Here is a 22,886-nt window from a genome sequence, read left to right as displayed (position 1 = left end):
ATATATTTATTCTATACGTAATTTTCTGGAGGGAAGTTTTATGAAAGATAGTAATATAGATTATACAAAAATAATCGGTGCTTTAAACTCATCAGTGAATTTAATAGAAGAAGAAGGTATTGCCGATCAAGCTGTTTTACAGCAATTATCTACAGCACAACAAATGGTTCAGCAGGCCATGACTTATTCCTTATCAAGGGATAGAGGGTAAGAGAAAGCAAACTGTTATAATCCAAAACAAATAATAATGAAATGATGTAAGAGAGGGTGCCTGATTCTTTTGAAGGCAACCCTCTTTTCACTTGAATATTGCAGTCAAATTGACTATGATTAAGGTTCGTCATGAAAAAATTAAGCAAATTATTCTTTGCTTATTAAATAGATAAAGATTAAAGACAAGCAGCATAATTCGTAGGTCGGAGGGGTTTACATGCAAAATAGCATGCCATTTGAAGTATCAAAAACTGAATCATTTTACGAGAAGCTGGGAGAATGGATTGGCGATGTCTTTTATGACATTCTTCCAGAAGCAGGTTATGAACTACGTGATGAGCAAGTATATATGGCTTATCAATTAGAAAAAGCGTTTAAGGAAAGGAAAACAATTTTTGCAGAGGCTGGAGTAGGAACTGGAAAGACCTTTGTCTATTTATTATATAGCATTTGTTATGCCCGTTATGTAAACAAGCCTGCCATTATTGCTTGTTCAGATGAGACGTTAATTGAACAGCTAGTTAAAAAAGAAGGCGATATTGCAAAGTTAGAGGAGGCGCTTGGATTAAATATTGATGTTCGTTTAGCTAAATCACGAAATCAATATTTATGCTTAACTAAACTGGATCAAAAAATTACATTCGAAGATACGTATAATACGATTTATGACAGCCTTCCAGATTTTGTGCACGGAACAGGTTCATTACAATCTTTTTCACCCTATGGAGACAGAAAAGACTATCCAGATTTGAATGATAAGGAATGGGAAGGGGTAGCATGGGATTCCATGCAAGATTGTTTTACTTGTGATAAAAGACATCGCTGTGGGCAGACATTACATCGAGATTACTATCGTAATGCTAAGGATTTAATCATTTGTTCTCATGACTTTTATATGGAGCATATTTGGACAAAAGAAGCTAGAAAAAGGGAAGGACAGCTTCCTTTATTACCTGATAGTGCTTGTGTTGTTTTTGATGAAGGACATTTATTAGAATATGCTGCCCAAAGTGCATTAACATACCGATTGACAGAGCAAAACTTAGAAAATCTCTTAACGCGTTTAATGGCAAACGATGTACGTGAGAAAACCTTAAATATTATTGAAGAAACTATTTATCAAAATGAACAGTTTTTTAGAGAACTAACAGATGCTTCCTATAAAACAGAGGGTTCAGATAAACAGGAAATCAAAAAAACGGATCGAGTAATCCAAGCCGGTAAAAAATTAGCAGGCTATATTTCTGAGCTAGAGGAAGAGCTTGTCTTTGAAAGTGAAATGTATGTTATCAATGAGTACGATTTAAAAGTTGTAGAAGAATATTTAGAGCAGATTTCTCATTCGTTAGGGTTATTTTTAAAGGAAATGAACGGAATAACCTGGTTTGAGGAAAATAACGGGGAAAGAACACTTGTTATTATGCCAAGACTTGTACAAGATATTATGCAAGAAGAAGTATTTAGTCAACAAAAACCGATTGTCTTCTCTTCGGCAACATTATCTGAGAATAAATCCTTTGAATATATGGCCAAAAGTATTGGCGCAGCTGATTATTTATCGTTTTCTGTTGATTCTCCGTTTGATTATGAAGAGAATATGGCTGTATATATTAAGTCATTCAATCAGAATGAAGACAAAGAAAAACAAGCATATTGTTATGAAGAGTTAATAAAAGCAGATGGTCGATCGCTTGTTCTTTTCAATAGTAAAGAAGATTTAGCTAGATTTAAGGACAATCTGCCACAGGAATTTTCTTTGCCGATATATTTTGAAGGGGAAAGAGAAATTAGTACCCTTGTTTCAAAATTTCAAAATGAGGAACAATCAATCCTTTGTGCAGTAAACCTATGGGAAGGACTAGATGTACCAGGGCGATCATTAGAAAACGTATTTATCTATTCTTTGCCATTCCCTCCAAATGATCCGGTTTATAAAAGCAAACGGGAAAATGTGGAAAATCCTTTTCTAGAAGTCGATTTACCATATATGGTATTAAGACTGCGTCAAGGTGTTGGTCGTTTAATCCGTACACATGAAGATAAAGGTACCATTCATTTATGTATGGATACCAATGTAGCAGACCTAGTAAAGAATGCTGTAATCGAAGCATTACCAGTAACAGCAATGTAATTGGTTAAATAATAAAATGACTCATAAGAAATTCTAAGTTGTTATCGAACAATGCATGAATAATCTTATGAGTTTTTTTGTATGGTTATTTTCTTATAGGATTGTCCGATTCTGTGCGTGATACCATAAAACTTTTTTAGGTTATACAAAGTTTCTAAGTACATTCATCTAATTGTTTGGTTGTATATTTGCTTGGAATACTTCTATCTCAACGCAAAACAATATGTTAAGATAAAATTATATAGATAAGAAAAGAGGAGAGTATATTGTCTATTAATCAAAAAGAAATGGAAGAACAATTTTTAAATTATGTGAAAAAGATAGGGGCATACAATGAAGCACTTGCTCTAATTTACTGGGATTTACGTACAGGTGCTCCAAAAAAGGGAGTAGACCAACGAACAGAAGTAATTGGTGTCCTATCCTCTGAATTATTTGAATTATCAACTTCTGAAGAGCTAGAATCCTATCTTACTGTCCTGTCTGAGGAAAGTATCCAAGATCAATTATCACTAATTACAAGAAAGACAGTGGAAGAAATGAAAAAGGAATTTGATCGCAATAAAAAAATTCCTGCAGACGAACATAAAGAATATGTGATGCTCCAATCAAAAGCGGAAAGTGTATGGGAAGAAGCGAAAGAAAAAGCGGATTTTTCCTTGTTTCAGCCTTATCTTGAAAAATTAGTAGAGATGAATAAACGATTCATTGAATATTGGGGACATAAAGAAAATAAATATGATGTTTTATTAGATATGTATGAGCCAGGCATGACGGTTGCGATTTTAGATGAAGTATTTTCAAATGTAAAAGATAAAATTATCCCGTTAGTACATAAAATTGCTGCTTCAAAGAATAGCCCGACTACTGACTTTTTATTTCACCCATTTCCAGCAGAAAATCAAGAGGCGTTTAGTCTTGATGTATTAAAACAAGTAGGTTACGATTTTGATGCTGGACGTCTAGATAAAACGGTGCATCCATTTGCGACTGGAATCAATCCTGGAGATGTTCGAATTACAACTAAATACGATGAATCTGATTTTAGAGTGGCAGTTTTTGGAACGATCCATGAAGCAGGTCATGCACTGTATGAACAAAATATTTCGAAAGAGCTAATCGGAACACCATTATGCACAGGTACCTCAATGGGTATTCATGAATCCCAATCACTATTTTATGAAAATTTTGTGGGAAGAAATCTTGCTTTCTGGAAGCATAATTATGAAGCTTTGAAATCATTTGCTAATGGTCAATTTGATGAAGTGACTGTGGAAGACTTTTATCGAGCAATTAATGAATCAAAGCCTTCATTGATTAGAATCGAAGCAGATGAACTAACATATCCACTACATATTATGATCCGTTATGAAATGGAGAAGGGCTTATTTGATGGTGATTTCGAAGTGAAGGATTTGCCGGCTATATGGAATGAAAAGTACAAAACTTATTTGGGGGTAGTTCCTGAAAATGATGGAGAGGGTGTTCTCCAAGATGTACATTGGGCAGGGGGAAGCTTTGGATATTTCCCATCCTATGCTCTAGGCTATATGTATGCTGCCCAACTAAAGCAGGTAATGGTGAAAGATATACCTGATTTCGATGCGTTATTAGAGCAGGGTAACTTGCTTCCTATTAAAGAGTGGCTGAATGAAAAAATTCATCGTTTTGGGAAAATGAAAAAACCGCTCGAAATATTAAAGGATGTAACAGGGGAAGGATTAAACGCCCAATATTTAATTGATTATTTATACAAAAAATATAGTGATGTTTATCAGCTTGAACTTTAATAGATCTATCCTCCGATCGCGATATGGAGGGATTTTTATAAGGTAGCTCTCAATAAACCAGAATATAAGCTAAGCGGGTAAACTTCTCTCGTTTCGGCACATATTCCACAATTGATAAATATACTAATATATGTTTATGAAGAAGTGAGTGTGATATATATGGTGAATTATTATTGTAGCTACTGCCTGACCATCTATAAAGAAAAGACAAAATGCAAATGCTGTGGGCATAAAGCGGAGAATCTAATAAAAATAGAAGTACAAAGCCATACAGATAGTAAGTAAATTGTGAAAAAAGCAGAAGAAATATTTACTTCTGCTTTTTTCGTGTTTGTTCTATGATAATATGCAATAAGAGTTATCTATCATCATGTGGAAAATAACAAACAAGTTATGAGACAAAAAAATGTGGCAAGCTAAAAGATTGTCAAAACAATACTTTAAATCTCTAAAATTAGCACAATGTTTAATTGCCCAATATTTTGAAGCGAAATCGGCAGGGTTAGAGCCTTATCAAACCCAGAAAGCTTCGTTTGACCTGCTAAAACAGTAGGTGGTGTAATATCTATTTCAATTCCACTTTGAGATACAAAGGTAGATAAATTTCCAGCAAGCATATTACCTAATTCCCCAGAGAATGATTCTAGCATTGGCCCTTCCAAGAACATCCCATACATGGATTCGCCAATCTTACCAAAAACCTGTTCGTTTCCGTCAATAATAATTCGACCACGGAAATCACCTGTTAATCCTATTAAAACCCCTAAAGATTGTAAAATAAATGGTGATACAGTTAAACTTGGCTTCTCAATTTGTAGTTCGCAGGGAATAACACCTTTTACAGCTTCTATAGTTGCGTTTAAAATTTCAGTAGTACTTTTTGTTAATGTCACTAACTATTCCCCCATCCGTCTGATAAAAATATCTTATCATAAATTAGACCTATTTTGTTTATATTTTTTTATGAAAATAGGTTATTTTTCGTGGTACATATTTCCTATTTTTGTTGGTTTAACAGACTTTATAAGAAAAAATACTAAAAATTGGATAACTTTTTTCTTATTGAAAATGATTTTCAATAATGATATTATTTAATTGAGATAGAGAATTATTCTCAGGTAAAATGATAGGGGTGTAACGAATGATAGCTTTTCCTATTGGTGTAACGATTATCAGTTATTTATTTATTATGAAATATGTTTTACATAATACTACAAATGCAACGAAATAAAGGAAATAACATATAAAAAGGATTATACTGTTTTTCCTTTACAGCACTCCTACAGGTAGGTACATAGTGCTGTAAAGGAAAAACAGTTTTTTATTTTATTATGTAAATTATAGTGAGGGAAAAAGTTATAAGGGTATTTCTTATCTTACCGTCACACACATTAGTCAGTACTTAAATTACAAGGAAAATGAACCAAGTTATTTTGTCTTCGCTTTCAATTTTCAGTTTATTTTACTTTATTGTTATGTGGAAAATAGTTAAAATAAAAGAAATACATAGATGAAAAGGAGTATATCATGCTTTCAACGAATATAGACACATTACATAAATGGGCAGCATATTACCAATATTTTTTGGCATATGATGATCAACAAACTGCGCAAAGATTGCAAGAGCTTATTAAAAAAGCGACAAGACAAGAATTTATTGCAACTTTTTGTGGTCATTATTCTGCCGGGAAATCAAGCATGATTAACAACCTAGTTGGTACAACAGTTTTACCAACAAGTCCTATTCCAACAACAGCTAATATTATCCGAGTAAAAAAGGGTGGCAAGCAGCTGAAAGTTTTATATCATTCTAATCAAGCAGATGTCTATAAAGAAGTGCTTGATATCAAAACAGTTCTACAGGCAACAGAAAGAGTGGAGGATATAAAGGAATTAGAGGTTCAATTAGATACGGAGCTGCTAATAAAGAATGCTATTTTAATGGATACCCCAGGAATAGATAGTACAGATCAAGCTCATCAATTAGCAACAGAATCTAGTATCCATCTTGCAGATATTATTTTTTATGTAGTTGATTATAATCATGTTCAGTCGGAAATCAACTTTGACTTTACAAAAGAGCTTGTGGATTCAGGTAAGAAATTTGTGTTAATTGTTAATCAGATGGATAAACATCGAGAAGTAGAAATTTCGTTTGCAGATTTTAAGCAAAGTGTATATGATTCTTTTTTATCCTATGGGATAAAGCCAGAGAAAATATTCTTTACAACCTTAATCGAAACCAATTATTTCTATCAAGGATTGGCAGAATTAAAGACCTATATTATAAGAAAAATGGAAGAACAAGAGTTAATACTGCCTTACTCCTTGGAAGAATCTTTTCAAAAGCTATATAAAGATCATATTTCCTTTATAGAAACAAAGAATGCTGAAATAATCGCTCCTTTCGAAGATCAGTTATCAGAATTAACAGAAGAAGAGTATCATTCTTTAGAAGCAAGCTTAGAGTCAACCAAAAAAGCCATTCAAACAATGGATGAAACTGAAAATAAAACAGTAATGTCATTAGAAAATGAGTGGCATTCAATTATTAAGAATGCCTATATCATGCCATATAATCTTCGGGAACTGGCTAAATCATATCTAGAATCAGAACAGAAAAATTTTAAAATTGGCCTATTTGGTAGTAAAAGCAAAACGCAAAAGGAAAGAGAAGATAGACTTTTAACTTTTTACACAGAATTGGAAAAGCTTGTTCAAATTCAATTAATAACACCATTATCTCAGTTTTTTGAGAAACAGGGGAAGGCAGAGTTTTTTTCGCTAATTAAAGGACTGACATCTATTTTAAGTATCCAGACATTAAAAGCGTTAGTAAATAAAAACGCACAGCTTTCCGAAAATTATGTTCTAGTCTATTGTGAAACAGTTGAAAATGATTTGAAGCAGTCTTTCAGGAAGGAAATCACCCAACTATTTAATAGGTGGAAAGAAGAACGAAAGCAACAATTACAGATTGAAAAAGAAAACCTTCTAAAAGAACAAAAGAAATGGCAAGCATTTGTAAACTGTAAGGTGAAAAAAGAAGAAGTAGAGACTAAATGGCAAGTGTGGAAAGAAGAGCTGGAACATCTTTGTGAAGCACAAAACGTAGACGAGAGCATTTTGCGAAGTTTACTTGATACAAGCGAGGAAGAGATAACTTATCGGTCACTATCCTCTTCCAAAACAAAAAACGTACAAAAGAATCTAAAACCTGCTGAAGTTCAAAAACAAAACGAAAGGAAGGAAATGGATACAGATTTATTATTAAAACAGTTGCGCTTTTTAAGCAGCAGGCTTCAACAAGTAAAGGGATTTGCGCATATAGCGAAGAATTTATTCCATAAAGCTGCCATTATTGAAAATCGAACATATACTATATGCTTATTTGGAGCTTTTAGTGCTGGAAAATCTTCATTTGCCAATGCATTACTTGATTATCCCATTTTGCCGGTATCACCAAACCCAACAACTGCTACCATAAACAGAATATTACCAATTGATGAAGAGCATCCACATAAAACAGTTATTGTAAAATGGAAGTCAGAGTCAGAAATGCTTAGAGAAATAAATGACTATTTACAGCTAGTGAAGGAAGAGGCCAATTCTTTAGAAGCTGCACAAAAGATAATAAACACGCTCGCGGCAAATCCAATGGAGAGATATGCTAATGAATTTCGCTATCTTCAAGCTTTCCTGAAAGGGTATTCTGACCATCGCCATTATTTAGGCAGTGAGACCAATATTGAATTAGAAGAGCTTTCAAATTATGTGGCAATAGAAGAGACCTCTTGTTTCGTGGCATCCATTGATGTTTATTTTGATTGTCAGATTACGAGAAAAGGAATAACACTTGTTGATACTCCAGGAGGAGACTCCATTAACAGCAGACATACGGAATTAAGCTTTGAATTTATGAAAAAGGCAGATTGTATTTTTTATGTCAGCTACTATAATCACGCATTTTCCAAAGCAGACCGTGCGTTTTTAATGCAGCTTGGACGATTAAAGGATGCCTTTGAAAAGGATAAAATATTCTTTGTCATTAATGCAATTGATTTAGCAAAGGATCAAGAAGAGCAAGCAGCAGTAGAGGAATATCTGCAAGAGCAATTGCAGTTATATGGGATACGTTCGCCAAGAATTCTTCCTGTTTCTAGTCTTTATTATAAGCATGATGTTTACGGGAAGTGGATGCAAAAAGCAGAAGAACAAATGTATGACTTTATCGAACATGAGTGGCTGTCTATGATGCTTCAATCTGCTCAAAAAGATTACGTGGAAACAATAGATTTATTAAAGAAATTGGTGGAATCAACTTTTGCAAAAAAAGAAGTAGCAGAACAAGAGTTATCGAGATTGAAGGAGGAAAAATGGACCATTCTATCTCAAATAGAAAGTAAAGATTTCCAGCATGCTCTGGAAAAATTCAAAATGGAAGTAGAGGAGCAATTGTTTTATATAAAGCAAAGAGTGATGTTTCGACTGCATGAGATAATGAAGGAAGCTTATCATCCATCAATCTTACGAGGAGACAATAAGAAAAGGGAAATATCACTTGCGACTACTTCGTTTCTCATTCAGTTGAATTTTGAATTTGAACAAGAGTTACGAGCAGTAAACGTGAGACTAGATCAACTCTTTTATAAACAAAAAATAGAGGGTTATGAGGAAGTTCGGCATTTGATTCAGTCTATCAATAAAGAAATTCGTTTACAAGAAGAAATAGAAAGAGAGTTAGATTCTAATATAATATTTCATGCCCCTTTTAAAGAATTAGATACTATTCTTAATAAAATTGGCATCAAATATTACAAAAATCCGAAGAGTTTTTTTGAAAAGAATGAACGAAAGAATATGGGAGTAGAAATGGAACAATTGGTGGATGAGCATGGTAACAAATATATAAAGGAACAAACTAACTCCTTTTTTGCTTTTTATAAAGAATTGTTTGCACAACATATCGATATACTTCTTGTTAATCTGAAAGAACAAGTAGCCGAATATTATGATGGCAAAACGGCATTATTAACTGAACATGAAAATATTGAAAAACTAGAGTGGATTATTAAAGAATCAGTACAAACAGAGTTTGCGCAACAAACGAATTAGAAAAGAGAACAGTCGTGGAGGGATAACGATGGAAATTGTAAAAAGTGTTGATTGGTTAAATAAAAACATAGATCAAGATACGATTAGGGTAATTGATTGTCGCTGTGATTTAAAGAATCCTGATGCCGGTATCGAGTGGTATAAAAAAGGTCATATCCCAAATAGTGTTTATTTTCACCTGGAAAAAGATCTTTCCGCTCCAATAAGCAACCATGGGGGACGGCATCCATTGCCAAATATAGAAGAATTTGTTCATAAGTTAGAAAACATAGGTGTTGCAAAGGATACAATAGTCATTGCCTATGATAATGGGGATGGGGCATCTTCCGGGAGACTATGGTGGTTAATGAACTATATAGGTCATTCGAAAACATACATTTTAGATGGCGGCTATAAGGAATGGCTAAAGAAGGATTATCCTACTTCACAAGAAGTCCCTGCTTTTTCAAAGAGTAATTTCTCTCCTCTGATTCAGTCGCATATGATTGCCACTTATGAGGAGGTTTCAGAATTAGTAAAAACAAAAGACCAAGATAAGATATTGATTGATTCTAGGGAGCATAAAAGGTATACAGGAGAAATAGAGCCAATTGATAAGAAAAAGGGACATATTCCAGGAGCAATAAACTTTGTATGGACAGAAGGGATAGAAAACGGCTTCTTTTTAGCAGAAAGGGAGCAAAAGAGTAGATTCTCTTCTCTAGATGCAAATAAAGAATATATTGTCTATTGTGGTTCTGGCATAACTGCTACTCCTAATTTTATTTCCTTAAAAATGGCTGGACTTGATAAGGTCAAGCTTTATCCAGGCAGTTTTAGTGATTGGATTTCTTATGAAGAAAATGAAGTTGAAACCTGTTTGCCAATTGACTTGAAAGATGAAAAAGAGGAGAATTCTCTTTGAAAAAATATAAAGAATGAGACTAACTTTTAATTTTATGGGAAATGAACAAAAATAGGGCCAAACAATCAAACTTTTAAGTGATTGTTTGGCTTTATTTCCTTGTGGCGGATCCGAATGCCTCGTTAGACTCATAGATGCTGCCCTCAATATTCATATTCTATTATTTATCTATAGTGTTTGTTTACCTATGAATGACTACATTATTTCGTTTAAATTGTTTGAAATTCAACCGTCCTCCTTTTTCTAAAGGTGCATTTTTCATTAAGGAATAAGACAATAAAAGAAAAACAATTGATAATCCAAATAAAATGGCAACAAATTTTAAATGATGTTCAAAAAATGTGGTTATGAAGATGCTCATATCACCAAATATAACAGCAATCGTTCCGAGTATTAGCAGTAACGTGGATGCAGCGAGTAAAAACGCCGTTCCATAATTAAACCAAACCGTTTTTGCTAGCATTCCCAAACTAAATAGAAAGAAAATCCAAGAAAAATCTATCCAAAAATAAATAAGCCAGTTTGTGGTGTGGATGGATTTTGCAAAGTGAAAAAGATAATTGCCGCTTGTTAATAGTGTAGTGAAAAGATAGAATAAATTAAGGATTACTCCACTCAAAACACTATAAATGACTGCGGAAAGATAGAAAGCTAATACAAACTGTTTTCTTGTCCCGCCTAATGAAAGGATATATTGATAACTAGTAAAATTAATAAATGGGAATGAAAGGAAAACGACAAATAGGGGACCGAACAAAATGAAGGAACCAGATTCTGCTACACCTATATATCCTAAAATATTATAAAAAACAAACAGAACAAAAGTAATACAAACGTTGATATAAAATGTCATGCTCATTTCTCGCATCATTAATCGGAATGGTCCTCTAAAAGTATTCATATTTTTTGTCCCTCTTTTCTGGTTGTATAGTTAACAAGATAATCCTGTAATTTAGCTTTTTCTATAGTAACACCTGCATCTTTTGCTTTAGATATCCAGTTATCCGAATAGATGTCGTCCATCATCACAGTCATTTGTTTTCCGAGTTTTCTTTTCTCTAAAATGGGATATCCTTCTATTAAAGGCTCAATTGCTGAAGCTAATCCAGATAAATGAACTCCACGACTTTTTAATTCTTCTGTTTCCTCAAACCGTACGATTGTCTGCTCGTTAATGACGGCAATTTTTTCACACAATGCTTCCATTTCATCAATATGATGTGTCGATAGAATGATTAAACGTGGATCTTCTTCATACGTATTTAAAAGTGCGTCATAGAACTGTTTTCTCATATGAGCATCCAGTCCATTTGTTGGTTCGTCCATAATCGTTACAGGTGATTTACTAGCTAAACCAAGGATGATTTGTAACATCGTTTGCATTCCTTTAGAAAAATTCTTGATTTTCTTTTTTCGTGGTAGTTCGAATAGAGAAACCAGATGTTCGGCTAATTCTGCATCCCAGTTTTTGTTAAATAATGCACCGTAATGTAAGGCATCTTCGACATTCCAGAGAATCGAGAATGGATGATTTTCTTGTATATAAGTGATATTGTTCATTGTTTCTGTATTATTATATGGGGTAATCCCACTTACATTGATCGTACCAGCATCAATATCCTCCATGCCTGCTAAAAGTTTCATAAACGTTGTTTTACCAGAACCATTTCGACCCCAGAGACCCATGATGATTGGTTCTGATTCCTCAATACTTACATTCCGCAGAGCAGGCGTATTTCCATATGAAAAAGAGACATTTTCAAGTTTAATCATGCTTATAATCCTCCTTAATTATTTTTAGTAATTCTTCTTTTTTTAATTCAAGACGCTTTGCTTCCTCAAACATTGGTTTTAAATAATCGTTGTAGAATTCTTCTTTGCGCTTTTCAAGCAACTTTTGCTTAGCATTTTTAGAAACAAACATTCCAACTCCCCGTTGCTTATATACATATCCAGCTTCCACTAATGCAGCGAGTCCTTTTTGCACCGTTGCACGATTCACTTGATAAAATTTAGAAATTTCGGTGGTGGAAGGAATTTGGTCACCTTCTAATAACTCACCTTCGACGATTTCATTCGCAATCATATCTGAAATTTGCTGGAAAATAGGTTTTGAATCATCAAAAACAGCTTTCACGATCTACCCCTTCCTTATAACGTTGATTGGTTGATTAGTTGTGTAATCAACTATAAAACAATAACGAAATATTGTCAATATACTTAAGCGGATATTTATTCTTTTAAGTAAGTAATAGAAAAAGAAAAAGCTACCAGCCACAATTTTTGGAGATTCTGTTATAATGAACTAATGGATATAAAGGAGAGATGCATTTTGAACAAGGAGAAACAGGCAAACCTAATGTTAGTAGATGGAATGGCGCTATTATTTCGTGCATTTTTTGCTACAGCAGTAACAGGTCAATTTATGGTCAATACAAAAGGAATTCCAACCAATGCGATTCATGGTTTTGTAAAACATTTTTTTACAGCGATTGAACATTTTAATCCCTCTCATGTGGCGGTCTGCTGGGATATGGGGAGTACAACATTTCGCACAGAAATGTATCCTTCGTATAAAGCGAATCGTTCGGAAGCCCCAGTTGAACTCATTCCACAATTTGATTTAGTAAAGGAAGTTGTCGAAAGTTTTAATGTACCGAATATAGGCGTAGCAGGATTTGAAGCAGATGATTGTATAGGAACGATCGCAAAGCAAATGAAGGGGGAAGCAAATGTCACTATTCTTACAGGAGATCAGGATATCCTGCAATTATTAGATGACCATATTTCCGTAGCTCTATTAAAGAAAGGCTATGGTAATTATATGCTTTATACACCTTCTAGTTTTCAAGAAGAAAAAGGAATAACGCCAAAACAAATGATTGATTTAAAAGGCTTAATGGGCGATACAAGCGACAATTACCCCGGAGTTAAAGGAATTGGCGAAAAAACAGCATTGAAGCTGCTGCAAGTTCATGAGAATGTCGAAGGAATTCTAGCTAATTTATCCCTTCTTACAAAGGGACAACGAACAAAGATTGAAGCGGATCTTGAAATGCTTCATTTAAGCAGGCAATTAGCAGAAATTAAATGTGACGTACCAGTAAGCTGTTTGCTAGAAGACAGTTACTTAAATATCAATCCAGAAACTGCAGTAAAAAAATTCGAAGAGCTAGAGTTTAAAAGATTTCATCATTATGTAGAAAAGAAAGAGGCACTTACTTTATTTTAATAAAAGATTAACCCAAAAGATTAGGCGGAATGTTAATGGAATGTTTCGTATAATCTTTTTTTATTCGTTTTGTTTTTTAAAGGGAAACTAGACATTTACATTTTTTACACAATATTTTTTTCTGTTCCTTTGTTCTATGTCTATTTGTAAGAAGGGGGAAAAGAATAAGAGAAGCTGGATGAGGCTTTAATACAGCCCCATCCTCATAGAGAATTACTGGACTATCATTACTTTGTATTTTTCTTTTTCGCTGCATTTTCCAATTTACTTTTTGGAGATGGAGTTATATCGGCGTCTTGACCGTAGCCTTGTGGATTTACTCCTCCAGCTGTTTTTCCTCTGTTTCCATGGTTTTTACTCATTGTATTCACCTCATCAACTAGTTGTGGAAATAAAAATTCATTCATAGTATGAACAACCAAGAATAATATCATCCATAAAGAAAGAGACTATTTAAAAGAGGTGATGAAGATGAATAAGGGCATTTATGTTGCTTTAATTAGTATTGGGATGGCACAGTTTCTAAAGATACCTATACAATTTTTAAAAACAAAGAAGTGGGATAAAGGTTTGTTTTTTCAATCAGGCGGAATGCCAAGCTCTCATTCGGCAGGCGTATCTTCCCTTACAACATTTATTGCATTAAAGCGTGGTTTACCAACCATTGACTTTGCTATGTCTTTAATTTTTGGTTTAATTGTTATGTATGATGCACAAGGGATTAGAAGACAGACTGGTGAATTAACCTTAAAAGTGAATGATTTAGGCGAGTTAGTCGATAAAATTAATAAAGACAAAAATATCGCCTTTAAGGAGCAGCAGCCAAAAAAACTGAAAGAAATGCTTGGCCACCAGCCTCAAGAGGTGTTAGGAGGAGCTTTATTAGGGGTACTAGTTGGTTTTCTTGGCCATGTATTTACAAAAAAGAAACGTTCATTACTGCGGTGGTAAACGAAAGGCTAGAGAAATAAAGTTCTTATGATCTCTAGCCTTTTTAATTGTATAACTAGAATAAGAAAAATAGGTGACAAACGTTTGGAAAGAGACAGAAAAATGTTGAAAAAGCTAGAAAATTGTCGTGATATAAAGTAACATATAGGTAAAAGGATAGAGGGGAATGTACGTTAAGTTTGAAAACGGTAGAGGAATTTTTGCTCTTTTTAGAAAGTAAAGGCTTTTCCTTTGGTGAAGATGTGATAGGTTTTATTTATTTTGGTAAAGCATATACAAATGCTACAGATGAACTTGTCATAACTGCAATTGAATGTACTTTAAAAATACAAAAAAAATTTGATGGCAGTTTTTTTGTTTCCTTACTCGAGATGTTTAACGACAACGAATTGAAAACAAAAAAAGAAGTAATCGGCTTTATAAAAAGAAATCACTTATTTCCCCTCTAGAAAAAGAGGGCTATTATTTTCCATCCAGAAAAGAGGATATTTCGATCCAGTTATCAGATAACCCGAGCGATTATACGAGAAAGCAAGAAAATTCGTATAATCGCATGGGTTTTTGCTCTTTTTAAGTATTTTAGAAGTATCCTTCGCGCTATACAGCTGTTATTTGCACCTTAATAGTCTAAATGCTGTTTCATTAATCATATGCAGTCATCTAGATTATTACTTGACTAACTTCAGGAAAAACATAAATAACCAGTTGTATGATAGCAGCACTACTTACAAGTATTAATGGTTTTTACCAAGCTGCGACTTGCTCCAGCCACTTTCCCATTGATTATTAGGTTTATTTTATGATTGAAATCACTATTTTCTAAAAAAATCCAGTTTGAAAGCTATGTATATTTTATTACTTTTGATGGGAAGGCTTAAACAGAATGGGTGAAAACTTCCTCATTTATTTTTTCTAATGGCAATTCTTGCTAATTCGTCTGCTGTTTTATTCTCATTACTTGGAATCCATTTAATAAAGAATAACTCTAATTGACTGATAAGCTTTAATGCTTGCTCCAATAGCGGAGCGAATTTTTTGTTTTTCGCAAATTCCTTTTCCACTGCGCGACTTACGAGTTCCGAATCAGTACGAAAACTTACGGAAAGATATTTATTATGGATACAGATTTCTAAGGCTTTTATCAATGCATGATATTCCGCTTCATGATTACTCATTGAACCAAGAGGAAATGAATATTTTTCTGCAGAACCATGACCTTTTATGAAGATACCAGCACCACTTGGACCAGGATTTCCAGCGCTAGCACCATCTATATAAACTTCAATCATTTTGCTACCTCCAAAAATTTTGATATGATTAAGCAATGATTATGTACGATCTGTGACTATTTTATTTTCATACTAATCGTATAAATTGTATATATATCATTAAACTTCTATCGACTTATTATGAGTGGGAAGTTTCCATCAAGGTGGAAAAGAAAAACAAAATAAGAAATAAGATGTATAATATTATAAATGAAAAGATTGGTTTCTAAAAGTCCGTTGCTTTTGCAATAGTTACAGTAAGAAGTGAAATACTGAGAAGTCCAATTGATTACGGTAGATGGGAGAAAGTGAGAGATCCTACAGCTGAAGGGAGGAGCCAAAAGGATTTTGGGCTCCATCTTCAATCTTTATAAAACATAAGGATTGGTGGATTTTTATATCTTTTAGTGGAGAGAATTAGTTTTTTCCTTAACGGACAGTAAGAATAATCCCGCTCTTATTGACGTCATTCTATATGTAGAAAGGTTGTTCCGTTGTGAAATACAAATTAGAATATAAATTTCAAATGAAGAAAAAGAAAGATTTTATCTACTTTACATCAGATTGGATCCAATCAAGTCTGGCTCTCGAAGCGGGGGATGAGTTGGAAAAACGTAATGATGTAGCAGATATTCTTTTTTATGATGAAAAAGGCACAAGCTGGACATTAAAAGAATTACGGAAACTAAATGAAGAAATAGAAGAAGAGCCTCATGACTTTACGATATATTTTGATGGAGGTTACCATAAGGAAACAAAAACGGCGGGAATCGGTGTCGTACTTTTCTTTCATCAAGGAAAGAAGAAATTTAGAGTTAGGGCAAATGAATTATTTCATGATATCCTCTCCAATAATGAAGCTGAATATGCTGCTCTTTGTCATGCATTAAATCTCTTAGAAGAATTGGAAGTCAAGGGTGTTACTTGTGAAGTGAAAGGGGATTCTCAAGTAGTACTGAAACAATTAGAAGGCGAGTGGCCATGCTATGAAGATGATTTAAATAATTGGCTCGATCGGATAGAGGCGAAAATCAAAACTTTACGTTTGAGCATGGTTTATACTTCAATTAGCAGAAACGACAATAAGGAAGCAGATAAACTGGCAACTCAAGCGTTAGAAGGGAAACGTATCTATAGTAAAATGCAATTGCTCTAATCGGCCAGTAAGAAGAAAGGAGGGGTGAAGCTTGCAAAGGAAAAAATGGATGAAAGAAGCAGATGAATTAATGCAAGATTATTGTAAAGATTGTTTTCTATACCGACAAAACAAAGTAGAGTATGGTAAAAGGGGAGCTCACCGCTTTTGTATTTCGCAATGTACGGTGGGAAATAAGCTAAAGGAATATGGGGAAAAACTATCGAGTTCAAAATGATGGGGTGATTTTCCATAAGCAAAAAATAAAAGGGAATTTTGCAAGAAGAAAATTCCTTGCAAAATCCCCTGAATACTATTATTAATAGATATTATTATTAATTATAGTTTAACAACATTAGCAGCTTGAGGTCCACGGTTTCCTTCAACGATTTCGAAAGAAACTTCTTGTCCCTCTTCTAATGATTTAAAACCTTCGCCTTGAATAGCAGTGAAATGTACGAATACGTCATCTCCGCCTTCAACTTCGATGAAGCCAAAACCTTTTTCGTTATTGAACCATTTTACTTTACCGTTTTGCATAATAAATTTCCTCCTAAGCCTTTCAAGACACATGAATTGTGCCTATAAAATAAATATTTTCATAGAACAAAATAATAATAGAAAATAATTATTCTGAATTTTGTTAAATGATGTCTATAATATACACGATTACCCATATGTAGTCAAGGTTTCTAAGCGTTTTTTCGGAAAACTTAATTAAATTTTTGGAAGGGTTTTCTTATTAGCTGAATAAAAAGAAAACGAATACATAGGATGATTAAATTTGGTGTGATTTTAAAATAAATGGATGAAAATATAAATACTTGGATGGGGAAAAAAGGAGGGATCTGAAAGAGGTTTTTACCCATACTATTAGGTTACATAAATAATGATTTTCCACATATGATGAAATAGCAGTTTTGTTTTTTTAGGAAATAGAATAAGAGGGTGGCTTAATGTATCGATTTTCAATGGAAAAGGAAAATTGGATTTTGCGATTTACCCCAAATATTGTTCTAGAGGAAGACAGTAAGGAAGCGATAGTAAAAAGTATTCTTCAATTAGGGAGTGTGCTGCCTAGTTTTTCACATGGCGAGTCCTTTGTCATTATGGTAAAAAAAATTGGCTTAATCGTATTCAATGTAGAAAAAATCCCATCTCTTATTTTAACGGTATCAAACATTATTGAAAAAGAAAATTGGTATATCCAAACAGACAGCAAAATAAGGAAGTATTTTATGTAAACTAGCTGACAGCTAGTTTTTTTCATTAAAACAAACAGAAATTATTTTAAAAACAACCTGTTTGCGCTTTCATTGTTGTACCTGCGGGATTCAGTTCTGACAGGCTTTCGGAAGGATTTTTTCAAGCAAAAATTTCCTGTAAAAAAAAGCAAAAATTAACCTTTAAATCATTGAATTATGGGGGAAATATGTTTTTATTAACATGATTACTAATATATAACTAAGTTTATTTTTCAATGAAATAAACCTATAACAAGTAAAGTAAAAAAATAAATAAAAGGGAAGATTTATTAAAATGATTGAAACGATTGTAAAGAGCAGTCAAAGTCCGTATTATGAAATTTCCAGAGAAGACCAGATGATCCTTAGTCCGTTTGAAGGCACTGTTAGTGAGATTCTAATGAAGGAAAAAGCTTATTTCTATGAGTGGGAACCAATTTTGACTATTAGAACATTAGCAGGAGAAATAAAAGATGTCAGTGTTCCTTTTAGTGGATCTGTGGTGGAACTTTTAGTAAAACCTGGTGATAAAATTGCAATAAATACGAGGTTAGCTTCTTTACAGGATGATTTATTAGTTACTGGTTGTGATTGATGATGCAAATGCATAGTGCTTTGCGAAATCTGAAAAAATATAAAATTGGTTATCGAACCTTTAAAACAGCAGTTGCGGTAAGTATAGGAATAACTATCGCCCAGTTTTTTCACTTAGATTTCTATGTATCTTCTGCGATTATAACCATACTTTGTGTTCAAAACTCGAAGAAAAAGTCTTTGCATAGTGCATTTTCACGTTTTATCGCATGTATGCTTGCCATTCCATTTTCCTATATTTTCTTTGAGGGGATGGCGTATGAACCGTATATCATTGGTTTATTATTGCTATTATTTATCCCAACCACTGTCTTACTTAAGGTAAATGAAGGGGTTGTAACAAGTACTGTTATTATCCTCCATATATATTCCACCAACCATATGACTTGGGACGTTGTTCTTAATGAATGGGCATTGATCGTAATTGGAATTGGAGCAGCATTACTTGTTAATAGCTATATGCCTAGTCTAGATAAGGAAATGAAAGTACATCAAAAGGATATTGAGTCCTATTTTAAAGCATTATTGATGGATATGGTTGTTTACTTGCGGACAAATGAAATCACAGAAGAGTATGCTTCAAAATTAAAGCGTGCATCAGATATTGTACAATGTGCAAAATCAGTCGCCTATCGTGATGTAGAAAATCATTTTACTCGAAAAGAGAATTATTATTATCATTACTTCACAATCCGAGAAAAGCAATTAGAGATTATATCAAGGCTTTTTGATCGAATTTTATCTGTAGAGACATTAGATAATCAACGAGAGCTGGTGGCAGACTTTCTGGAAGAACTTAGTTTATGTGTCCATTCAGGAAATACGGCCGTATTATTTTTAAGTAAACTCCAAAGAGTAGAAGAGCTGATCAAGCATGATAAACTGCCTGCTGACTGGGATTCATTTGAAGAACAGGCGCATGTTTTTTTTGTTTTAAAAGAATTAGAACAGTATTTACAAATTAAAAAATCCTTGAAGGTGGCATATTAGTTATCTAAAGGAAAGACGGAGAATTTCATTTGCTATGTTCTCCGTCTATTTATTATGGATAGGCAAACTTCCCTTTTGTATTGGTAAATTAATAGCATAAATATAGTAATCTCTATAAATTATTGAAACACTTCTATCCCAAATTATTCATGGAATAGATTGGCTGCTAATAATAAACCACAAACTGACTAGGATCCTGAAAACCAAGTTCACTTTGTGGTTTCGCTTTTTGTTTTTACCACAATTTCCTTCGGAAATGGATAAATTCATAAAATCAGAAACCTCATGAGCTGGAATTGGACAGACTTCTCCCTTGTTAGAACGCGTTTCACAAAAATTGTTTATATCTGCAGGACTTATTCTATTTTGACTTGTAATCGTTGGATATTTCGTAACGTTTGCCAGAATGCATCTTTGTATAAGCAACTACTACATAATTTGAACGTGATATAACGAGAAGATCGTATAACTTTACCCGCGATTTTAATGAGTTGACTGCGTAACGTTTCCATCGTTTGATTTCGCACTTTGTTTGGCAAACAAATTCTTCGGAACCAATTATGGAAATTATAAGCTAACACGGACATTTGGAGACGCATGGCATTTGTTTTTTGAGAATGGCTACTCAACCAATCAAACGCAAAACCATTTTTACCTTCCTTGATAAAGTTCTCCATCGTTCCTCGATTTTGATAGGTCTTTACTATGTTTTTGGCGTTGGCAGAAAGACTTGTCACAATAAATGTATAGGTAAATAAGAGTTCATCAGTTGGCTTTTCTAGCTTAATGATGACTCTTCGTTCAGTATGCCATGATGCAGCTTTATAGTTCATTTCTTGATAAAAGACACAAGGTTTCGATGTGATTTCAAGGTTTTTTGTAATCTGTGCTTCTAGTTCTTGGGCAAACCCATTTAATTTGGCATTCGCTTTTAGGCGAATCACAAAATGCACGTCATATTTTTCACACAATTCATATAACCCTGGAGATGCAAACCCACTATCTCCGCGAATGATGATGGGACAGTGGGGATACAGTTCCTTAAAGTGAATCAGAACAGGTTCCAAAAATTCAACCACGCCATTTGACGTATACACATTTCCACTTCGGAGGACAGCCTTGATACAGTCACCCGTAAGCCCATCAAATAAGAACAAAGGATGAAAGCCCATCGTCCGATAATGTGCATTATAAGCGGTATTTTCTTGATTTCCTGTTGTCTCGAAATTAGCAGAATCTATATCGAAGATATAGCCGTCACTTGGCTTCACCAGCTGTACACGATCAAATAAGCATTGGATAGTCTGTTGAAATTGATTAACGGTTTCTTCGTCTACTTTTGAGTTTAATCGTGAGATGGTAGGTTGGGAGGCCAATCGTTCTTTAGAAAAAACGCGAAGCATCGTTGGTTCGACTTGAAGGTCATCGGCTGCATTGTCTGTATGATAGCCTGCGAGATGTTGATACACTTTTTGCATGATGACATCATGATTAGAATGAGTGTGATGAGAGGAAGAATCTGAAATGTTGATTTTTTCTTTAATCATTTTCGTAATGTCCAGTTTCTCATCAAATTCTTTGTATAAAAGCAATCCTGAATCGGACAAGAGATCGCCGCCATCAAAATTAATCTTTACTCTTTTATTGAAATGTAAGCTCGTTTCTTGTACACTTTTCATATGGAACCCCTCATTTTTCGTTTTTTTTGTGGTGATTAAAACATATCAAAATTGAGGGTTCTTTTCACTAAAAAAGTGAAAATAAAAAAGCGAGAGTCTCTTAGAGTGATAAGAGTTTCTCGCTTTTTTGTATGAATAATGTAGGTTGTATTTATATACTCTCTTTATATTTAGAAATTAAATATTCATTGTTTCCGACTAATCCAAGTTTAAATGCTTTATTTACTATTTCTGACACCTGTCCTGAATAAAATGTATTTCCAGAATGTTTGAGCCTATCTTCAAGAATACCCTTATGAAAGCTTGAAGTGTCACGAGCTAAATCTTTATTTATTATTTTATTATCTTTAATAGCTTCATTAAAAGTAGAAAAACCCATTCTATTCTTCATTTCTTCTACAGTATTATTACCATACTTGTTTCCTGTTTCCATGTGTTTTTTGAACCTTGAAACTAAAGATAACTGTGTATATGCATGAAAGGATGCTTTGTCATTAATTTTCATATAATCACCTTACCTTATTCGATTAAAAAGCTGATATTATCATAGAATGTAGTGTTATCATAGTAATTTAGGGCAGAAATATTTATTGCACCTGAGCTTAACAAGTTCTTTGGTATTTCATAATACTTAATCCATCCATACACAATATTATCTGATCCTACTAGTGGTTCATCTGGCAAGGCTTTAATTGTCTGAGCAGTAATATCTGTTCCACCACTGTTAATTCTCAACCAACCTTGACGTTCAGTACCCTCAACATAAATTGCTAGATAAACATATTCTCCTTTTAAAGGAATACTTGCACTAAGTTGATTAAATTCAATATCTTCCCACAGGAAGTCATTGCCATCTGATGTAATACCAATTATTTGCAAGTTTGTTAGGGGAGTTGCCGGTCCTGCTAAGGTTTTAGTAGGAGTTACTGAAAATACAAACGAAAATGATAATACTGCAACTGCAATAATTCCGAGAATCTTTTTCATACTATTCCTCCTAAATTTTTTTTGTATAAATTTAATATCGACATTAGATGCAAGTTGTATATAGGGAAATACTACCATATTAAGAAATTTTTTTATTTTTGTTTCTTCAGGAAATTCAGTAAAAGTTCATATCAATTGTCTTCGTGCCCGGGAAATCGACTGACTTCTCCCTTGGATGATTACGTCTTTTTCAAATTTGACTACATCTTCATGAAACTACTCTATTTTGACCCGCAGGTTTTGGATATTCCCTAATGTTAATCATTTCCGTAATACCGAGCTTTTCATCAAACTCTTTGTATAAAAGTAACCCTGAATCGGACGTAAGGTCACCGCCTTCAAAATTAACCTTTACTCTTTTATTGAAACTTAAGTTCGTTTCTAGTACACTTTTCATATAGAACCCCTCCATTTTTTGCTTTTTTATCGTGATTAAAGCATATCAAAAATGAGGGTTCATTTCACTTGAAAAGTGAAAATAAAAAAGGGAGAGTTTCTTAGAGTGATAAGAGTTTCTCGCTTTTTTGTTCTTTCGTATGAATAATGTAGGTTCTATTATCCTCTAGTTGCATTTCTACTGCTTTTCCCCTTTCTATACAATTATCTTTTTTGCGATTATAATATTATTTTGTATAAAATAACAAGGAACGTAA

The 22,886-nt window shown here is 33.6% G+C and carries 24 protein-coding genes; 13 read left to right on the top strand and 11 right to left on the bottom strand.

Annotated features, from left to right (window positions below; all coding sequences use genetic code 11):
* The first annotated feature begins 40 nt into the window (after positions 1-40).
* The 3 genes from C2I06_RS24945 to C2I06_RS08005 all read left to right on the top strand — a co-directional run bounded on the left by C2I06_RS24945 (position 41) and on the right by C2I06_RS08005 (position 4,134).
* Positions 41-211: a hypothetical protein gene (locus tag C2I06_RS24945; RefSeq protein WP_163186195.1), complete on the top strand. Its 171-nt coding sequence runs from the start codon at positions 41-43 to the stop codon at positions 209-211.
* 219 nt (positions 212-430) lie between these two features.
* Positions 431-2,344, top strand: a complete 1,914-nt coding sequence (locus tag C2I06_RS08010; RefSeq protein WP_095331924.1) for an ATP-dependent DNA helicase — start codon at positions 431-433, stop codon at positions 2,342-2,344.
* Between the two features lie 287 nt (positions 2,345-2,631).
* The gene (locus C2I06_RS08005) at positions 2,632-4,134 is read left to right on the top strand and encodes a carboxypeptidase M32 (RefSeq protein WP_420915967.1); all 1,503 of its coding nucleotides are present in this window, start codon (positions 2,632-2,634) and stop codon (positions 4,132-4,134) included.
* A gap of 440 nt (positions 4,135-4,574) precedes the next feature.
* Here C2I06_RS08005 and C2I06_RS08000 read toward each other — a convergent pair whose 3' ends face one another.
* Complete coding sequence (locus C2I06_RS08000) at positions 4,575-5,027, bottom strand: chemotaxis protein CheX (RefSeq protein ID WP_095331928.1); 453 nt, start codon at positions 5,025-5,027, stop codon at positions 4,575-4,577.
* Between the two features lie 634 nt (positions 5,028-5,661).
* Here C2I06_RS08000 and C2I06_RS07995 point away from each other — a divergent pair.
* Positions 5,662-9,249 (top strand): dynamin family protein, encoded by a 3,588-nt coding sequence (locus tag C2I06_RS07995; protein WP_095331930.1) that lies wholly within the window; start codon positions 5,662-5,664, stop codon positions 9,247-9,249.
* A gap of 34 nt (positions 9,250-9,283) precedes the next feature.
* Positions 9,284-10,153, top strand: coding sequence for a sulfurtransferase (locus C2I06_RS07990; RefSeq protein WP_123259134.1), 870 nt, complete (start codon positions 9,284-9,286; stop codon positions 10,151-10,153).
* Positions 10,154-10,334: 181 nt separating this feature from the next.
* On the opposite strand, the gene C2I06_RS07985 is transcribed toward C2I06_RS07990, so the two are convergent.
* Genes C2I06_RS07985 through C2I06_RS07975 form a run of 3 tightly spaced genes read right to left on the bottom strand, consistent with a single transcriptional unit; the run spans position 10,335 to position 12,290 of the window.
* A complete protein-coding gene (locus C2I06_RS07985) occupies positions 10,335-11,054 on the bottom strand; it encodes a hypothetical protein (protein ID WP_123257830.1) in 720 nt (239 codons plus the stop codon).
* Positions 11,051-11,926, bottom strand: a complete 876-nt coding sequence (locus C2I06_RS07980; protein WP_123257829.1) for an ATP-binding cassette domain-containing protein — start codon at positions 11,924-11,926, stop codon at positions 11,051-11,053. Before C2I06_RS07980 ends, C2I06_RS07985 begins: the two co-directional genes overlap by 4 nt.
* Entirely contained in the window at positions 11,919-12,290 is a 372-nt protein-coding gene (locus C2I06_RS07975) for a GntR family transcriptional regulator (protein WP_123257828.1), read from the bottom strand. The genes C2I06_RS07980 and C2I06_RS07975 overlap by 8 nt, the downstream gene beginning before the upstream one ends.
* Before the next feature lie 222 nt (positions 12,291-12,512).
* Between C2I06_RS07975 and C2I06_RS07970 the strand changes: the two genes are divergently transcribed.
* The gene (locus C2I06_RS07970) at positions 12,513-13,385 is read left to right on the top strand and encodes a 5'-3' exonuclease (RefSeq protein WP_123260866.1); all 873 of its coding nucleotides are present in this window, start codon (positions 12,513-12,515) and stop codon (positions 13,383-13,385) included.
* 227 nt (positions 13,386-13,612) lie between these two features.
* Here C2I06_RS07970 and sspL read toward each other — a convergent pair whose 3' ends face one another.
* Positions 13,613-13,747: a small, acid-soluble spore protein L gene (sspL, locus tag C2I06_RS07965; RefSeq protein ID WP_047940691.1), complete on the bottom strand. Its 135-nt coding sequence runs from the start codon at positions 13,745-13,747 to the stop codon at positions 13,613-13,615.
* Positions 13,748-13,856: 109 nt separating this feature from the next.
* Here sspL and C2I06_RS07960 point away from each other — a divergent pair, with 109 nt between their 5' ends.
* Both C2I06_RS07960 and C2I06_RS07955 read left to right on the top strand, forming a co-directional pair.
* Positions 13,857-14,336, top strand: coding sequence for a divergent PAP2 family protein (locus tag C2I06_RS07960; protein ID WP_123257826.1), 480 nt, complete (start codon positions 13,857-13,859; stop codon positions 14,334-14,336).
* Positions 14,337-14,515: 179 nt separating this feature from the next.
* Positions 14,516-14,785: a DUF6123 family protein gene (locus tag C2I06_RS07955; RefSeq protein WP_047940419.1), complete on the top strand. Its 270-nt coding sequence runs from the start codon at positions 14,516-14,518 to the stop codon at positions 14,783-14,785.
* A 450-nt stretch (positions 14,786-15,235) separates the two neighbouring features.
* Here C2I06_RS07955 and C2I06_RS07950 read toward each other — a convergent pair whose 3' ends face one another.
* Positions 15,236-15,625, bottom strand: coding sequence for a reverse transcriptase-like protein (locus tag C2I06_RS07950; RefSeq protein WP_123257825.1), 390 nt, complete (start codon positions 15,623-15,625; stop codon positions 15,236-15,238).
* Positions 15,626-16,100: 475 nt separating this feature from the next.
* On the opposite strand from C2I06_RS07950, the gene C2I06_RS07945 reads away from it, so the two are divergent.
* The gene (locus C2I06_RS07945; RefSeq protein ID WP_123257824.1) at positions 16,101-16,760 is read left to right on the top strand and encodes a reverse transcriptase-like protein; all 660 of its coding nucleotides are present in this window, start codon (positions 16,101-16,103) and stop codon (positions 16,758-16,760) included.
* Positions 16,761-16,791: 31 nt separating this feature from the next.
* The gene (locus tag C2I06_RS07940; RefSeq protein ID WP_095331941.1) at positions 16,792-16,977 is read left to right on the top strand and encodes a zinc-finger domain-containing protein; all 186 of its coding nucleotides are present in this window, start codon (positions 16,792-16,794) and stop codon (positions 16,975-16,977) included.
* 101 nt (positions 16,978-17,078) lie between these two features.
* Here C2I06_RS07940 and cspD read toward each other — a convergent pair whose 3' ends face one another.
* Positions 17,079-17,279 (bottom strand): cold-shock protein CspD, encoded by a 201-nt coding sequence (gene cspD / locus C2I06_RS07935; RefSeq protein WP_009332654.1) that lies wholly within the window; start codon positions 17,277-17,279, stop codon positions 17,079-17,081.
* Between the two features lie 416 nt (positions 17,280-17,695).
* Here cspD and C2I06_RS07930 point away from each other — a divergent pair, with 416 nt between their 5' ends.
* From C2I06_RS07930 to C2I06_RS07920, 3 genes are all read left to right on the top strand, one after another.
* On the top strand, positions 17,696-17,983 hold the full coding sequence (locus C2I06_RS07930; RefSeq protein ID WP_095331957.1) for a hypothetical protein: 288 nt from the start codon (positions 17,696-17,698) through the stop codon (positions 17,981-17,983).
* Positions 17,984-18,278: 295 nt separating this feature from the next.
* The gene (locus C2I06_RS07925; protein ID WP_095331959.1) at positions 18,279-18,578 is read left to right on the top strand and encodes a hypothetical protein; all 300 of its coding nucleotides are present in this window, start codon (positions 18,279-18,281) and stop codon (positions 18,576-18,578) included.
* Positions 18,578-19,567 (top strand): aromatic acid exporter family protein, encoded by a 990-nt coding sequence (locus tag C2I06_RS07920; RefSeq protein ID WP_235850307.1) that lies wholly within the window; start codon positions 18,578-18,580, stop codon positions 19,565-19,567. Before C2I06_RS07925 ends, C2I06_RS07920 begins: the two co-directional genes overlap by 1 nt.
* Before the next feature lie 356 nt (positions 19,568-19,923).
* Here the strand turns inward: C2I06_RS07920 and C2I06_RS07915 are convergent, their stop codons facing one another.
* The 4 genes from C2I06_RS07915 to C2I06_RS07900 form a co-directional block, all read right to left on the bottom strand.
* A complete protein-coding gene (locus C2I06_RS07915) occupies positions 19,924-21,246 on the bottom strand; it encodes an IS1380 family transposase (protein WP_123257823.1) in 1,323 nt (440 codons plus the stop codon).
* A gap of 151 nt (positions 21,247-21,397) precedes the next feature.
* Positions 21,398-21,751: a hypothetical protein gene (locus tag C2I06_RS07910; protein WP_095331962.1), complete on the bottom strand. Its 354-nt coding sequence runs from the start codon at positions 21,749-21,751 to the stop codon at positions 21,398-21,400.
* Positions 21,752-21,765: 14 nt separating this feature from the next.
* Positions 21,766-22,233, bottom strand: a complete 468-nt coding sequence (locus C2I06_RS07905; protein WP_164463642.1) for a DUF4879 domain-containing protein — start codon at positions 22,231-22,233, stop codon at positions 21,766-21,768.
* A 208-nt stretch (positions 22,234-22,441) separates the two neighbouring features.
* The gene (locus C2I06_RS07900) at positions 22,442-22,630 is read right to left on the bottom strand and encodes a transposase (RefSeq protein ID WP_095331965.1); all 189 of its coding nucleotides are present in this window, start codon (positions 22,628-22,630) and stop codon (positions 22,442-22,444) included.
* Positions 22,631-22,886: the final 256 nt, after the last annotated feature.

The sequence above is a fragment of the Niallia circulans genome (assembly GCF_003726095.1).
In the GTDB taxonomy this organism is placed as follows: domain Bacteria; phylum Bacillota; class Bacilli; order Bacillales; family Cytobacillaceae; genus Niallia; species Niallia circulans_A.
This window is presented reverse-complemented; position numbering and strand designations above follow the sequence as displayed.